The organism is Ruegeria sp. CDSB086 (assembly GCF_059611065.1).
This window is the reverse complement of record NZ_JBXWOV010000007.1, coordinates 203,835-217,472: the sequence shown is the minus strand read 5'-3', so window position 1 is coordinate 217,472 and position 13,638 is coordinate 203,835. Positions and strand designations below refer to the sequence as shown.

The 13,638-nt window shown below is 56.4% G+C and carries 17 protein-coding genes; 5 read left to right on the top strand and 12 right to left on the bottom strand.

Annotated elements, in window-relative coordinates:
* Nucleotides 1-122 precede the first annotated feature (122 nt).
* The 4 genes from AC2FIO_RS16100 to AC2FIO_RS16085 all read right to left on the bottom strand — a co-directional run bounded on the left by AC2FIO_RS16100 (nucleotide 123) and on the right by AC2FIO_RS16085 (nucleotide 3,430).
* A complete protein-coding gene (locus AC2FIO_RS16100; RefSeq protein WP_282169750.1) occupies nucleotides 123-524 on the bottom strand; it encodes a DUF4864 domain-containing protein in 402 nt (133 codons plus the stop codon).
* 48 nt (nucleotides 525-572) lie between these two features.
* Nucleotides 573-2,147: a lysine--tRNA ligase gene (locus tag AC2FIO_RS16095; protein ID WP_496698875.1), complete on the bottom strand. Its 1,575-nt coding sequence runs from the start codon at nucleotides 2,145-2,147 to the stop codon at nucleotides 573-575.
* A gap of 121 nt (nucleotides 2,148-2,268) precedes the next feature.
* On the bottom strand, nucleotides 2,269-2,622 hold the full coding sequence (locus AC2FIO_RS16090; RefSeq protein WP_496698874.1) for a 4a-hydroxytetrahydrobiopterin dehydratase: 354 nt from the start codon (nucleotides 2,620-2,622) through the stop codon (nucleotides 2,269-2,271).
* A gap of 7 nt (nucleotides 2,623-2,629) precedes the next feature.
* Nucleotides 2,630-3,430, bottom strand: a complete 801-nt coding sequence (locus AC2FIO_RS16085) for a phenylalanine 4-monooxygenase (RefSeq protein ID WP_496698872.1) — start codon at nucleotides 3,428-3,430, stop codon at nucleotides 2,630-2,632.
* Between the two features lie 109 nt (nucleotides 3,431-3,539).
* On the opposite strand from AC2FIO_RS16085, the gene AC2FIO_RS16080 reads away from it, so the two are divergent.
* Both AC2FIO_RS16080 and AC2FIO_RS16075 read left to right on the top strand, forming a co-directional pair.
* A complete protein-coding gene (locus tag AC2FIO_RS16080; protein ID WP_496698870.1) occupies nucleotides 3,540-4,007 on the top strand; it encodes an Lrp/AsnC family transcriptional regulator in 468 nt (155 codons plus the stop codon).
* An 81-nt stretch (nucleotides 4,008-4,088) separates the two neighbouring features.
* Nucleotides 4,089-4,511, top strand: a complete 423-nt coding sequence (locus AC2FIO_RS16075; protein WP_058273455.1) for a tellurite resistance TerB family protein — start codon at nucleotides 4,089-4,091, stop codon at nucleotides 4,509-4,511.
* A 2-nt stretch (nucleotides 4,512-4,513) separates the two neighbouring features.
* Here the strand turns inward: AC2FIO_RS16075 and dacB are convergent, their stop codons facing one another.
* The 4 genes from dacB to AC2FIO_RS16055 all read right to left on the bottom strand — a co-directional run bounded on the left by dacB (nucleotide 4,514) and on the right by AC2FIO_RS16055 (nucleotide 7,770).
* Nucleotides 4,514-5,992 (bottom strand): D-alanyl-D-alanine carboxypeptidase/D-alanyl-D-alanine endopeptidase, encoded by a 1,479-nt coding sequence (gene dacB, locus AC2FIO_RS16070; protein WP_496698868.1) that lies wholly within the window; start codon nucleotides 5,990-5,992, stop codon nucleotides 4,514-4,516.
* A gap of 65 nt (nucleotides 5,993-6,057) precedes the next feature.
* Nucleotides 6,058-6,678: a nicotinate-nucleotide adenylyltransferase gene (locus tag AC2FIO_RS16065; RefSeq protein ID WP_496698866.1), complete on the bottom strand. Its 621-nt coding sequence runs from the start codon at nucleotides 6,676-6,678 to the stop codon at nucleotides 6,058-6,060.
* A gap of 32 nt (nucleotides 6,679-6,710) precedes the next feature.
* Nucleotides 6,711-7,178, bottom strand: a complete 468-nt coding sequence (locus AC2FIO_RS16060; RefSeq protein ID WP_496698864.1) for an MOSC domain-containing protein — start codon at nucleotides 7,176-7,178, stop codon at nucleotides 6,711-6,713.
* Between the two features lie 46 nt (nucleotides 7,179-7,224).
* Nucleotides 7,225-7,770, bottom strand: a complete 546-nt coding sequence (locus tag AC2FIO_RS16055; RefSeq protein WP_496698862.1) for a hypothetical protein — start codon at nucleotides 7,768-7,770, stop codon at nucleotides 7,225-7,227.
* Between the two features lie 217 nt (nucleotides 7,771-7,987).
* Between AC2FIO_RS16055 and ettA the strand changes: the two genes are divergently transcribed.
* On the top strand, nucleotides 7,988-9,643 hold the full coding sequence (gene ettA, locus AC2FIO_RS16050) for an energy-dependent translational throttle protein EttA (RefSeq protein ID WP_058273460.1): 1,656 nt from the start codon (nucleotides 7,988-7,990) through the stop codon (nucleotides 9,641-9,643).
* Between the two features lie 240 nt (nucleotides 9,644-9,883).
* On the opposite strand, the gene AC2FIO_RS16045 is transcribed toward ettA, so the two are convergent.
* Both AC2FIO_RS16045 and AC2FIO_RS16040 read right to left on the bottom strand, forming a co-directional pair.
* Nucleotides 9,884-10,090, bottom strand: coding sequence for a hypothetical protein (locus tag AC2FIO_RS16045; RefSeq protein ID WP_496698860.1), 207 nt, complete (start codon nucleotides 10,088-10,090; stop codon nucleotides 9,884-9,886).
* Nucleotides 10,091-10,569: 479 nt separating this feature from the next.
* A complete protein-coding gene (locus AC2FIO_RS16040) occupies nucleotides 10,570-10,806 on the bottom strand; it encodes a transposase (RefSeq protein WP_496698982.1) in 237 nt (78 codons plus the stop codon).
* Between the two features lie 577 nt (nucleotides 10,807-11,383).
* Between AC2FIO_RS16040 and AC2FIO_RS16035 the strand changes: the two genes are divergently transcribed.
* Together AC2FIO_RS16035 and AC2FIO_RS16030 are read left to right on the top strand one after the other, a co-directional pair.
* Nucleotides 11,384-11,590, top strand: coding sequence for a cold-shock protein (locus tag AC2FIO_RS16035; protein ID WP_058273677.1), 207 nt, complete (start codon nucleotides 11,384-11,386; stop codon nucleotides 11,588-11,590).
* A 178-nt stretch (nucleotides 11,591-11,768) separates the two neighbouring features.
* Nucleotides 11,769-12,329, top strand: coding sequence for a L,D-transpeptidase (locus tag AC2FIO_RS16030; RefSeq protein WP_058278724.1), 561 nt, complete (start codon nucleotides 11,769-11,771; stop codon nucleotides 12,327-12,329).
* Nucleotides 12,330-12,334: 5 nt separating this feature from the next.
* On the opposite strand, the gene AC2FIO_RS16025 is transcribed toward AC2FIO_RS16030, so the two are convergent.
* Together AC2FIO_RS16025 and AC2FIO_RS16020 are read right to left on the bottom strand one after the other, a co-directional pair.
* Entirely contained in the window at nucleotides 12,335-12,949 is a 615-nt protein-coding gene (locus tag AC2FIO_RS16025) for an SOS response-associated peptidase (RefSeq protein WP_496698857.1), read from the bottom strand.
* 4 nt (nucleotides 12,950-12,953) lie between these two features.
* Nucleotides 12,954-13,580 (bottom strand): arylesterase, encoded by a 627-nt coding sequence (locus AC2FIO_RS16020; protein WP_496698855.1) that lies wholly within the window; start codon nucleotides 13,578-13,580, stop codon nucleotides 12,954-12,956.
* Nucleotides 13,581-13,638: the final 58 nt, after the last annotated feature.

Genomic DNA, 13,638 nt, shown 5'->3' with positions numbered 1-13,638 from the left:
CCAATCGCGCGCAGTAGGTCACCACGCGCACAAACCCAGTGTCCGGGGCTGCCCGAACGCAAAAGCCTGAGTACCGAATAGGGATTAACCGCCGCTCATGTCACCGTAACGGTGGTGTTGCGTCATGCAGCCGGATCTGAATTTCCCAGAAGCTGCACACCATTGATCTTCCAGCCGTTTTCTTGCTGGACCATCTGATAGTCCAAAACGTGCACTTGCCCGTTGCTATCCGTGATCATGACCTTCTGCCACAATGCACCAGCAACCTCTCGCAGCTCCAGAAAGCGAACATCAGCAGGTCTCCAAACCATGGGATAGCCATTGCGGACCATGGCTCCGAAGTTCTCGGGCGTCCCAAAAAAGTTCTGGATGTTGGGACTTGCAAAGGTAAAGGCCCTGACAAAGTCATCTGCCTTAAACGCCTGTATTTGCGCCGCAATATTTGCCTCAATCTCGGCATTTTGGGCAAACGCGCCCGAGGCCAGTCCGGCACTGAGTGATACAGCAAGTAGTAAACGACGCATGGGGCCACCTCCTGTTGAAAGAGTAGCCCCATGCGGTTTCAGGTCAAATCAGGCCAGATCCCCGACCAAAGCCTTGTCGATCAGTGCGATGGTTTCGGGCACGCCGTAAAGGGCGATAAACCCGCCAAAGCGTGGACCCTGCGAGGCACCCAGCAGCACCTCATAAAGCGCAGTGAACCAACCGCGCATCGGGTCGAACCGTTCCCGCCCGACGGAATAAACCACCGACTGCAGCGCCTCGTCCTCGACCGGGCCATCATAGGCCTCAAGCGCGGCTTTCAAAGCCTCCAGCGCTTCGCGTTCCTGATCGGTCGGCGCGCGGTGCTGGCGGGTGGGTTTGACAAAATCGTTGAAGTAACGCACGGCAAAGCCCGCAGCCTGATCCAGATCAGGATGGGTGTCGGGCGTGGCTTCGGGCGCATAGCGACGGATAAAGCCCCACAGCGCCTCTTTGTCCTCGGCCCCGGACACAGACGCAAGGTTCAGCAGCATCGCGAATGGCACGATCAGGGTGGATTCCGGAACGTTCCCGCCGTGAATGTGCCAGACGGGATTGTTCAGCTGTGCCTTCAGATCCTGCCCAGGATACGCTCGCAATTGCTGATGATATTCATCATATGCCTTCGGGATCACATCAAAATGCATACGCTTGGCCGTCTTGGGCTTTTGATACATGAAGTAAGTCAGGCTTTCGGTCGGCGCATAGGTCAGCCATTCGTCGATCGACACACCATTGCCCGAAGATTTGGAAATCTTCTGACCGTTTTCGTCCAGGAACAGCTCATATGAGAAATGCTCGGGCGCGCGGCCACCCAGCGCACGACAGATCGCGTCGTATATCTTTTCGTTCGTAGCGTGTTCCTTGCCGTACATCTCAAAATCGACACCCAAAGCAGCCCAGCGCGCGCCGAAATCCGGTTTCCACTGCAGCTTGACGTGGCCGCCTGTGACCGGAACGGTCCATTCCTTGCCCGTTTCATCGTCAAAGGTCACGGTGTAGGTCTCTGCACAGACCTTTTTCATCGGCACATACATGACCCGCCCGCTTTCGGGGTGCAGTGGCAGGAAGATCGAATAGGTCTGCTTACGTTCGTCACGCAGGCTTTTGAGCATGATCGCCATGATCTCGTCATAACGCTCAACCGCACGCTTCAGGATCTCGTCAAACCGTCCGGATTCGTAGAATTCCTTGGCCGAGTAGAACTCATACTCGAACCCAAAGGTATCAAGGAACCTTCGCAGCATCGCGTTGTTATGTTCGCCAAAGCTGTCATGCGTGCCAAACGGATCCGGCACCGAGGTCAATGGACGCTGCAAGTGCTGTTCTAGAATCTCTGGGTTTGGCACATTGGTTGGCACCTTGCGCATGCCGTCCAAATCATCCGAGAAACAGATCAGTTTGGTCGGGATGTCCGACAGCGCCTCGAATGCACGTTTGACCATCGTGGTCCGCGCAACTTCGCCAAACGTGCCGATATGCGGCAGACCCGAAGGGCCATAACCTGTTTCAAACAGAACGTATCCCTTTTCCGGAGCCCCTTTCTGATAGCGTTTGAGCAACCGGCGCGCCTCTTCGAAAGGCCAGGCCTTGGACGACATTGCGGTTTCACGCAGTTCAGACATCAGATTTGCTCCATCGGGAAAAACAGTGCCAGTCGCCCCATGCAACCGACCGACCCCTCCTATTGTGCCGGTGCAGCATGAGTCAATAAAGCGCGCTGTTATTCCTGATGGAAAGGCCGATTTAAGCGGTCAACTGATCCAGTTTCGCAGCCCAGATAAAGTCGTTCTCACTCAGTCCACCGATTTCATGGGTCGTCAGTTTGACGTCCACATATCCCCAACCGAAGCTGACATCAGGATGATGCCCTTGCTGATCAGCCAACCACGCACAAAGATTTGCTAGATACGTTGCTTTGGCAAAACCCTTGAACTTGAAATGCCTGCTCAGCATCTTTGCACCTGCATCCAAATGCCAATCATCGGAAAGCTCGACCATGTGGTTGTCAGCCTCATCGCGCGTTAAAGCCGGGACGCCGCCGGAACAAGGAACGCAGGTACGGTCCGATAGGCTGCAGGTTTCTCCTGTTGAAGACATGATCCGTTCACTCCGCTGCGGTTACTTTTTCCGGAAACTTGTTCGGCAGCAACCCAAGGGTTTGTGCCCTGCGCACATCCGCCAACAGGTCACGATCGGCGGCTGCGAACAACTCCTCGGGCGAGTCTAGCACGAAATAGCCCATCTGGTGCATGTCGATCCGATAGGGGGTACGCAGAATCGTCATGACATCGAACCGGTCCCGGTCGGGGATGTCACTCTCGGCAGCATAGACAAGCTCGGTCGGCGAAGACGCAAGTCCGGATCCAAGCGCCTTGATGTTACCATCCTGAAGGCGCAACCCGAACTCGATCGAGAACCAATATAGTCGGATGAGCCATGAGTAGTCTTTCTCACCGGCCTGAACCCCGGCTTTTCCGATGGCGTGGCTAAAGGCTGCAAAGCGGGGATCGCTCAGCAGAGGTGTATGGCCGAAAATCTCATGAAAAATGTCCGGTTCTTCGATATAGTCGAAATCCTCGCGCGACCGGATAAAGGATGCCGCGGGAAACACCCGGTCCGCCAACATGCCAAAAAAAGTCTTGAACCCGATCAGCGCAGGCACCGGTTGCACCCGCCAGCCGGTCATATCCAAAAGCCGCTCAGAGATATCGGCGCAGGACGGCACGGTGGCTTTTGGCAGGTCCAGCCGCTGCAGCCCGTCCAAGTAGTCCCGCGCCATATAGCGCTGAACGTTTTCCTCTTGCGCCGCGTAGAGGTCGGCCCAAACAGCATCCTCTTCCGGCGTATACGCGATATGGCCGCGCGCATCGGCAACCTTTGCGGCGTATTTGGTCGACTTGGGCATCACTTTTTCTCCCTTATGAAAAGAATACGCCCTCTGATTGAAAAATTTGGTTTGGATTAACAGTCGAACACCAGTAATTTGGCAAACACATATCATTGAGTCATGATTTATGAGACAAATCCTTCAATCCGCCGATATCGCCATATTGCAAGAACTTCAGAAGGATGGCCGTCAATCCATGCAGGACCTTGCGGATCGCACGGGGTTATCCGCTTCGCAGTGCTGGCGGCGTGTGCGTGACCTTGAGGCCGCTGGTATCATTTCCGGCTATACCGCGCAGATACGCGCCAAGTCTGTTGGGTTGAACGCCATAGCCTACGTTCACGTGGCTTTGCGCGAGCATCAGGAGGACAGCATCAACGCGTTCCTGCGCCTGATTGAAACCGAACCTCAGATCGTCGAGTGTGCCTCAATCACAGGGGATCACGATTTCATACTGAAAGTCTATGCCAAGACGCCGGAAGAGCTTGAGCACTTCATTATGCAGCGACTATTGAAATCCGGCCTTGTGCGCGACACACGCAGCAATTTTGTACTGCGGCAAACCAAAACGCGCGGTCCTTTGCCCATTCTCTAGCCTCGCCGAAGCGAAACCCGTTGAACCTGCCCGCTTGCCCACCTATCGTGCTGACGCAGAAAGCCTAATCAGGACCACACCATGACCGAACAAGTACCCCATCCAATGTCCCCACAGGATTGCCTTGTTGCGATCATGGTTGCGATCTCTGCGTCTGATGAGACCATCCGCACCGCTGAGCTGGTCAAGATCGAAGGCGCGGTCAATATGCTGCCGGTTTTTGCCGAGTATGACATCGACCGAACCCGCCGCGTTTCGCAAACTGTGTTTGACCTGTTTGAACAAGAAGACGGGCTGGATGCGCTGTTCGGCCTGATCCGCGACAATCTGCCCGAACGGCTGAACGAAACCGCCTATGCACTGGCCTGTGATGTGGCCGCCGCCGACGGCTCGCTGGCGGAATCCGAGCTGCGCCTGCTTGAAGAAATTCGTTACGAACTGAGCATTGATCGCCTGCATGCCGCCGCGATCGAACGCGGCGCGCGGGCACGTCACACCACCTGATCTTAGCTTCCGGCCATAGACCCCCAGCGCTCGATCAGAGCGCGTTGGAGTTTGCGCGAGCGATTGTTCCAGCTTCGCGCGCCTTGCGGTCGTTCGCGCTGCGCGCGCGGGATCGTGGCCCGATGGTCGACATCGGCGGTGAAAATGGCAAAGGCCAATTCGGAGCCGTCCGGCGTTGTGATGAAGCCGCCAAGACCAGATACAAAATTCAGCGTACCGGTCTTGGCATCGACCTTGATCGGGTGATCTTTGACCGGCCGCCCCTGACTGTCCGCAAGGGTGAATTTTTTCAGCAATGGTTTCAATGCGTCCGCTTGTTTCGCCGCGACCAGTGCTGTCACCAAAGCGCCCGGTGCCATTCGGGACGCATCGCTTAGACCCGAGTGGTCCACCATCGCGATCCCCGTTACGCCATATGTCTCGGTCGCCCAACGGTTCATTTCGGCCGCAGAATCCGCCAAGGTTTGCAGATTTGCACCGCGCGCTTGCGAGGCCGCCATACCAACCATCTCAGCCGTCAGGTTGGTCGAATACTTCAGCATGCCGCGCAAGATACTGTCCAGCGGATCACTGTGATGCACCACAAGCAAGGTTCCCTTCGGCGCTTCGCGCATGACCTGTACGCGACCCAACTGGATCCCATTCGCGCGCGCCAGCGTCCTGAACACATCCCCCGCATAAAGCGCAGGCTTGCGCACCGGCAACCACCGCGCCCCACCAGTCCCAAGCGCCCCTTGCGCCACGGTCCAGCGGTCCTGCCGCGCGCTGGATTCATAGGTGTAGATAGGCGCTTTTCGTTTCTCAATCTGCATAGAGGCCACATCGACCGACGGTTTGTACCGCGCGCTGCGCGCATCCATGGACACGTCATAACGGGTACCATCACGTTTCCACTCAAAGTGCACCCGGTTGAAATTCAACGATATGCCGCTGATGGAAGGGCTATAGCCCAAATGATCCGGCTGCCCCGGATCGATGCTGAACACATAAGGCAGCGCCCCCTCGTATACTTTGAACGCACCCTGAACCTCGGAAATCCCAGCCTCGCGCAGATTGGCTGCCATATTGGCCAACGCATCGGTGTCCAGCAGCGGGTCGCCACCTCCCACAAGGATCAAGTCACCTTTCAGGATACCATTTTCGATCGGTCCATCCGCCATCAGGGCGGTCTCGAACCGGTAGTCCGATCCCAAGACATCCAACGCATAAAGAGCTGTCAGCGCCTTGGCCACGCTTGCTGGCGGCAGCCCCTGATCGCCGCTGAACTCTTCCAGCTGCGTGCCCGTTGTTGCATCCGCCACCGCGAACACCACCTCACCACGCAGCCCGGCCGCTTGGACAAGTCGCTCGACCCCGGTCGGTACGTCGCCGCGCAATTGAGGGCGCAACGAGACCAAAGGCGCCTCGGCCAGCACAGCAGAAGGGATCAAAGCTGCCCCCAGCCCCGCTAAAAATCCACGTCGAGAAAATCGGTCAGTCATAAGTCGAATAAAATCTCACAGATTAAATACGCACAACCACAGATATGGATTATGCGCGCATGTGGCTATTCCGGCAACACCTCAGCGCCCCAGCCACCGCGCTCCCGGATTTGGCTGGAACTTACATCGACCATCGGTACGTTCACGAAACACCACGCGGGCGCATCGGCGCGCCCCAACAGACGCCGCGCCTGCCCATCTATGCGGTACTTGGCATAAAGCCGCGCAGCCGGGGACATCCGCGCAGAAATCCGGTCGCCGGGGCGCGCAATCACACCCACAGGCACGCTGTCCATGATCAACCGCCAATCTTTCCACTTATGGAACTGCGCCAGATTATCCGCGCCCATGATCCAGACAAACCGCACTTTGGGATAAAGACGCCGCAGTTCGGCCAACGTATCCGCTGTTGCGCGCGTCCTGGTGAGCGCCTCGATATCCGTCACTTCGACCCCAGGGTGTTGCATCAGCCCGCGCGCCGCCGCCATTCGCTGCGCAAGCGGCGCAGGCCCCCGCGCCTTCAAAGGGTTGCCCGGAGACACCAGCCACCACACCCGATCCAGTCCAAACGCCTTCATCGCCTCAAGCGTGACATGCACATGCCCCTGGTGCGGCGGGTCAAACGACCCTCCGAACAGCCCGATGACCTGCCCGGGTCGCGCGTATGGAATACTAAAACGATCCATGCCTTGCTGATGTTCAGAACTGGACAACGTTGTCAATCAACCGGTTGAACCTCACCGCCCAACGTGACCCGCCCCGGCCGCACCACCTCGGCGCACCACCCACCATGCCCCCGCACGGCGGAATAGCCGCCTTTGCCCAGCGCCTCCTCCATCCGGCTGCACGGCGCGCAGATAACGGTAAAACGCAGAACGGCCTCGCCTACCTGCACCTCACGCCCCTTGAGCGCCGCCAGATTGATCCCTGACACCACCAGATTGCGACGCAGGATGTCCGGAGTAACCGGCCCCTGCCCAAGATATGACCCAATCGCCGCCAGATGCTCCTGCTGGATCAGCGTCACCGCCCGCTTGCCTGCGCGGCCCCGGTCGCCTTCAAGCCCATTGGTGGAGATCATGCCTTCCTTAACCGCGACCATCTCCGCACGACGCTCAGGTCGCAGACCGAACCAGTCAATACGGCCAGGTTTGCACCAGTTGGATATCAATACACTCAGGGACAAATAACCTCCGGTTTATCCGTTCATACATGTTTTGAATTCGGCGGATTCAGCAATCTCTTTCAGCGGCAAAAAATGGAACATCGCTTTCGACAATACACTTAATATGAAGCTTGGAATCCGCTGACTGCTGCTTCCATTCAATCTGAGGATAATTAGCGCTCTTTGGCAATTCCAACTTCGGTTCGATGAAAAATTCCAAGTATGCCAAATAGACTTGAGCTCTGATCTCATCACCAGTCAAGGCTACATATTTAAGCATCTGGTGCAAAAGTGACTTTTTGAGCTGTCGGTAGTCTTCGGTCAGTGCGAACTTTTCCTCGATATTTGCAAGTGATTGAATGAAATTAAAGGTAACATAGTACCTGATATCGTGATCTGACGCATTCGAAACACTAAGCATAGTCAAAATACCTGCAGAAGCAAAATCACCCCCTTCGATTTGAGACGTCGACATCTGCGCCACATTGTATGTTGAGCAATAAGTTGCGTCTTTGTACGCCTTACAGTCCGGCAAATTTTCAGCACGAGCCGCCATTGAACTGATCGCGCCGAAAGCAAAAAAAGCCATCGAAATTATCACATAACTGCTCATCTTCTTTTACCAATCTCCCGTTTGGGTTGTGTGTATACAGCAATCCTTACAGAGGAAATCCCCAGCACCCGGAACCCGCTGGTTTTAACCACTGGGCACTACGTCCCTGCAAACTGTGCAGACGGCTTCATCCGGCCTGATTGTTCATGATTGCCCCCATCCCAACCATCCGCTATCACACCGCCCAACTTGATTTCCCCGACCCAGAGGACGCGACATGGCCGCCTATCAATATGTCTACCACATGCAGGGTGTCTCCAAGACCTATCCCGGTGGCAAAAAGTGCTTTGAAAACATCCACCTGAGCTTTCTGCCCGGTGTGAAAATCGGTGTTGTCGGCGTCAACGGCGCCGGTAAATCGACGCTGATGAAGATCATGGCGGGCCTCGACAAGGACTTCACCGGCGAGGCCTGGGCCGCAGAGGGTGCCAAGGTCGGCTATCTGCCGCAGGAACCGAAACTGGATGAAACCCTCAGCGTTCGTGAAAACGTCATGCTGGGCGTGGCCGAAAAGAAGGCGATCCTTGATCGCTATAACGAACTGGCGATGAACTACAGCGACGAAACCGCTGATGAGATGGCCAAACTGCAGGACGAGATCGACAGCCGGAACCTGTGGGACCTCGACAGCCAGATCGACGTCTCGATGGAGGCGCTGCGCTGCCCGGCCGACGACGCCAACATCGCCAACCTTTCGGGCGGTGAGAAACGCCGCGTCGCGCTCTGCAAACTGCTGCTGCAGGCCCCCGACATGCTGCTGCTCGATGAACCGACCAACCACCTGGACGCCGAAACCATCGCCTGGCTGCAACAACACCTGATCGACTACAAGGGCACCATCCTAATCGTCACCCACGACCGCTATTTCCTGGACAGCATCACCGGCTGGATCCTTGAACTCGACCGTGGTCGGGGTCTGCCGTACGAGGGCAACTACTCCGCATGGCTTGAACAAAAGGCCAAACGGCTGGAGCAGGAGGCGCGCGAGGACAAGTCCAAGCAGAAGACCCTACAGCGCGAACTGGAATGGATGCGTCAGGGCCAGAAGGCCCGCCAGGCCAAATCCAAGGCCCGGATCAACGCCTATAACGAACTGGCAGACCAGTCCGAACGCGAAAAGCTGACCCGCGCCCAAATCGTCATCCCCAACGGCCAGCGCCTTGGCGGCAAGGTGATCGAGGTCGAGGGCCTATCAAAACACATGGGCGACAAGCAACTGATCGAAGGTCTGGACTTCGCCTTGCCCCCCGGCGGCATCGTCGGTGTCATCGGCCCCAACGGCGCCGGTAAATCGACCCTGTTCAAGATGCTCACCGGGCAGGAACAGCCCGACAGCGGCACCATCACCCTGGGCGACACGGTCGAGCTGTCCTATGTCGACCAGTCCCGCGACGACCTCAAGGACAACGACACTGTGTGGGAGGCGATCACCGGCGGCGCCGAGATCATCCAGCTGGGCGACGCACAGGTCAATTCCCGCGCCTACTGCTCGTCCTTCAACTTCAAGGGCGGCGATCAGCAGAAAAAGGTCTCACTGCTATCCGGTGGTGAGCGCAACCGCGTCCACATGGCCCGCCTGCTGAAAGAGGGCGGCAACGTCCTGCTGCTCGACGAACCCACCAACGATCTGGACGTCGAAACCCTGCGCGCGCTGGAAGACGCCCTGGTCGATTTCGCCGGCTGCGCCGTGGTCATTTCCCACGACCGCTTTTTCCTCGACCGGATTTGCACGCATATTTTGGCGTTTGAGGGCGATGCCCATGTGGAATGGTTCGAGGGCAACTTCGAGGACTACGAAGAGGACAAAAAGCGCCGCCTGGGCCCGGACGCGCTGGAGCCCAAGCGGTTGAAGCATAAGAAGTTTGCGCGTTAAGAACTTTGTTTGAAGCCCGGAACCAACGGATGTGATTCCGGGCCTCAAATAGCCTGTTTGGAGTGAGTAGCAGCGTAGATATCGGTAATACGGTTTGACCGGTGCGTGCTGCTATCTTTCTCAGCTTCTCCAGACCACTTGTGAGCCTCAAGCAGCCGGTCAGAGTTCAGCCTCTCACAACATAAATCAGGTTGTCCGCGCATTCTCGATCTGTGCCTTACAACAGCCGGCAGAAATCAGTTACTTTTGCGACTGGCCGACTGGCTGTTGGTTTTCACCAATCCCAACCTGTTTCTTGTTCAGAACATCTCCAAAAAGCACAGTCAGTTCTTTTTTGTTAACCGCTCCAGAATTTGCAATTTGCGCTTTCCCGGCAAGCTCTTTGGACATCGAATTTGCCTGCTCCGCTGACTTGAAAATATGGTCTAGGATCGACTTGAAAAACATATCTTTCCCCGTGCGTGTTGGGTTTCTGGAAATTGTTTGAAACTGAATATTCGTTGCAATGTTCCGCTGCGGGCCGATCCGAGCGTGCGGTGGACGTCGGCTCAAGGACCGTGTTTCCGTGAGTGGCCACCCGCAGCGGTGCGGCGTACATATGAAAGAAAGATCAAGCGCCAACGGGGAAGAAAACCGCGCTCCGCATCATTTTTGAATAGCCTGTCAAAAAGTCATTTTGTGATGCGGCTTTGCGAGCTAAAGCTCATGCCGCTGCCCCAATTGTGACGTTACGACACTATTTATTGCTGATAGTTTTGGGTGCTTCTTTTGCGGATTGTCTGGATTCTAAACTGAGGTTTTTCGGCAGCGCGGGATGGGTGCTCGCAGCCTTCATTCCTCAGTTTTAAAGAATCCAACTATAAAAAGGATGGGGGAATTCACCGACCCTACGGTCCCCCAAGCTTCCTTTTGGTGACGCAGCCTCTTCATTCCAGATCAACCCGACCCGCACGAATATCGCGGTACATCGGCGAACATGGCCAATGGGTTGGATGGTTTACGAATCCGTGTTTGATGGGATTAACCCAGCAATATGCCATGTGATTGCGATAATCTCGTCCATCACGGATCCAGTGCTCCCAAAACCTGCGTTGCCAATACCCACGTTCCTGTTTGACAACTTTCGACCCACTCCGCGGGCCAAACGCGCCGACGCCCCACACAAAGCGACTTTTTATTAACCACCACCGTGTGGAATTATCCGCATCCCCGTTGGCAAGGTCCAAACCGCGTGCAGATGATCGGGCAACACAATAAACGCATCACACCAGAATGGCCGCTCTCTCTGCGTCATCACAAAGGCCGCCCGCAAATGTGCCACCTCGTGCACTAACTGCTCCGATGATCGATCGGCCAGAGACACGGTGGGAATGTACCTGACTCCGGGCATTCGGATGCGGCAGTAACTCGTCATGCCGCAACCTGATCACAAGCTTGGTCAAAGGTTTCTAAATGCCCATCCAGCGCCCCGATCGCATAGCTTTTCTTTATGAAAGACCGCTGAACCAATAACCAAACCCGTCGGCGGATTCTTGTGCAAATCGGGAAACTGGCCCTCAAACCCTTGTACGAAACGCACAAAATCCCTTGTCACACGCCCACCCCGATGCCATATCAATGGGGCTTACGTTTTTCTATTTCGACCCACTGTCACCGTTTCCGGCGCTCAGTCTATCGATACAGACAACGACGCCGGGCTGCCGCAACTCCGTGGGCAGCACTAAACAGGAGACAACGGATATGCCCACAGGCACCGTAAAATGGTTCAACACCACCAAAGGTTTTGGCTTTATCGCACCTGAAGATGGCGGCAAAGACATCTTCGTTCACATCTCGGCTGTCGAGCGTTCGGGCCTGACCGGTCTGGCCGACAACCAGAAAGTCACGTACGAGCTGCGCGCTGGTCGTGACGGCCGCGAAAGCGCCGACGATATCGCACTGGCCTAAGGCCATGAAAGGGCAGAGGTCACCTCTGCCCTTTTCACATCACGCGGGACAAAACTGCAACACAAGTGTGTCCCTGCGATTACATCACAATACGGTTACTCTTGGCAGATGATTGACCAGATCGGTTATCATTCCGACACTGGTTTACGATTTTCCTGTTGTCCTTAAGAGAACCGATATGTTCACACGTCGCACTTTCCTTGCAGCATCTGCTGCCGCTGGCCTGACACCCGGTATTGCTTCGGCCAAGAAGAAAGCCGTTGAATACGACCCCACGCCCCAGTTCGTTCGGGTCAAGAAACAATTTCTGCCGGGGCAGCTTCTGGTCGCGCCACGGTCCTTCTACCTGTATCTCATCACAGAACCGCGCAAGGCGATCCGCTATGGGTGCGGCGTTGGCAAGGCAGGTCTGGAATTCACCGGCACAGCCACGATCGACGTCAAGAAAGAGTGGCCGACTTGGCGCCCCACGAACGAGATGATCGAACGTGAACCGCTGACTTACGCTAAATTCAAGGACAATGATTATGTTCAACCGGGCGGTGATGGTAACCCTCTGGGGGCACGCGCGCTCTACCTGTTTCAGAATGGGGTCGACACCTATTTCCGTATCCACGGCACGACGCAGCCGCAAACCATCGGGCGCGCGGCCTCAAACGGATGCATTCGGATGCTGAACGCCCATGTCATCGACTTGTATGAGCGTGTACCGGTCGGAACTGTGGTCACGGTGGTCTGAGGCAGTCACGGCCCGGACCAGTCGACGTCCGTCGCCTCTTCGATCTGCAACAACCCGTCAGGCCAAGGCTGCGCCAGCGCCTTGGCGTCGTCCTCGGTTCCTGTAACCCACGTCTGAATGTCGGCAGGGTCCAGCAGGACGCCCATTCGATGGTGTATCGGCTCCAGATCAGCATTAGGTGGGCAGGTCACAGCTGCAAACTGGTCAACCCGCAGACCGCCCGGAGCCTGCCAACTGTCGGTGATCGCAGCGAAGAACAGAGGTGAACCGTTCGCTGAGGTGATGCGCCATGCGGTTTTTCGACGTTTTTCACCCGTCCACTCGTACCACCCGTCCACCGGAACCACGGCCCGGCCAACGCCGTCGAAGGCGGTTTTGTCAAAGACGGTTTCGGACCGGGCGTTGATTATAGTTTCCATCACAGGCCGACCGCCCGCATTGACGCGCCCAACCGGGATCATGCCCCATCGCATGGGTGTCAGGCCGTGGGCAGTCAGGACGATCAATTCCTGACCCGGTTGAATGTTTTTTCGCGGCGGCTGCAGGTCCACATCACATCGGACGTTCAGTGCCTGCGCGACCTCAGACATTGGCCGTGTCAGAAAAAATCGCCCGGGCATCTTCTCAATCCTTCTTGGCCGAGGTTTCGACCAACTCCAACACGTAAGGCCCAAGCTCTGCTACGATCCGCGCCACGCCTTCTTTGTTGGGGTGAATTCCATCCGGTTGCATGAACTGCCGGACTGCGTTCGGGTCGCCGTTTGGCTGCAACCCTTCAAAAAAACTTTCTGCAAACACAAGTTGATATGCCTTGGCCAGATCCGGGTACATCGCATCAAATGCCTGCTTGTAATCGACCCCGTAATTCCCCGGTGCCTGCATTCCGATCAGCAAAACCTCTACCTCCGCCGCCCGGGCGGAGGTTACGATTGTCTCAAGGTTCGCGCGCGACACAGCCGGATCGATACCGCGCAACAAATCATTGCCGCCCAGCGCCACAATCATCGCGTCCACGTCAGGTGTCAGTGTCCAATCGACACGCGCCGCGCCGCCGGCCGTCGTATCCCCGGAAACTCCGGCATTGATCAATTGCACATCAGCGCCCTGATCCTTCAGCCACTGATCCAACTGTGGTACGAACCCGTCCTGTTCCGGCAGCCCGTATCCTTGTGTCAGCGAGTCCCCGAGGGCCGCGATGACCAACGGTTCCGCTGTGGCGGCAAAGCCGCAACACGCAAACAGTAAAGCCATCAGAGCCTTGCGCATTTTTTGAACCACTCCATATCCCAAAATGACCGCCTCCTTTTGG

Excerpts from the sequence above, each read along its gene's own strand:
- AC2FIO_RS16075 (WP_058273455.1), top strand. The coding sequence starts at position 4,089 with ATGACCGAACAAGTACCCCATCCAATGTCCCCACAGGATTGCCTTGTT.
- AC2FIO_RS16020 (WP_496698855.1), bottom strand. The coding sequence starts at position 13,580 with ATGGCTTTACTGTTTGCGTGTTGCGGCTTTGCCGCCACAGCGGAACCG.
- AC2FIO_RS16025 (WP_496698857.1), bottom strand. The coding sequence starts at position 12,949 with ATGCCCGGGCGATTTTTTCTGACACGGCCAATGTCTGAGGTCGCGCAG.
- AC2FIO_RS16065 (WP_496698866.1), bottom strand. The coding sequence starts at position 6,678 with ATGGATCGTTTTAGTATTCCATACGCGCGACCCGGGCAGGTCATCGGG.
- AC2FIO_RS16055 (WP_496698862.1), bottom strand. The coding sequence starts at position 7,770 with ATGAGCAGTTATGTGATAATTTCGATGGCTTTTTTTGCTTTCGGCGCG.
- AC2FIO_RS16045 (WP_496698860.1), bottom strand. The coding sequence starts at position 10,090 with ATGTTTTTCAAGTCGATCCTAGACCATATTTTCAAGTCAGCGGAGCAG.
- AC2FIO_RS16090 (WP_496698874.1), bottom strand. The coding sequence starts at position 2,622 with ATGTCTTCAACAGGAGAAACCTGCAGCCTATCGGACCGTACCTGCGTT.
- AC2FIO_RS16035 (WP_058273677.1), top strand. The coding sequence starts at position 11,384 with ATGCCCACAGGCACCGTAAAATGGTTCAACACCACCAAAGGTTTTGGC.
- AC2FIO_RS16100 (WP_282169750.1), bottom strand. The coding sequence starts at position 524 with ATGCGTCGTTTACTACTTGCTGTATCACTCAGTGCCGGACTGGCCTCG.
- AC2FIO_RS16095 (WP_496698875.1), bottom strand. The coding sequence starts at position 2,147 with ATGTCTGAACTGCGTGAAACCGCAATGTCGTCCAAGGCCTGGCCTTTC.
- ettA (WP_058273460.1), top strand. The coding sequence starts at position 7,988 with ATGGCCGCCTATCAATATGTCTACCACATGCAGGGTGTCTCCAAGACC.
- AC2FIO_RS16030 (WP_058278724.1), top strand. The coding sequence starts at position 11,769 with ATGTTCACACGTCGCACTTTCCTTGCAGCATCTGCTGCCGCTGGCCTG.
- AC2FIO_RS16085 (WP_496698872.1), bottom strand. The coding sequence starts at position 3,430 with ATGCCCAAGTCGACCAAATACGCCGCAAAGGTTGCCGATGCGCGCGGC.
- AC2FIO_RS16080 (WP_496698870.1), top strand. The coding sequence starts at position 3,540 with ATGAGACAAATCCTTCAATCCGCCGATATCGCCATATTGCAAGAACTT.
- dacB (WP_496698868.1), bottom strand. The coding sequence starts at position 5,992 with ATGACTGACCGATTTTCTCGACGTGGATTTTTAGCGGGGCTGGGGGCA.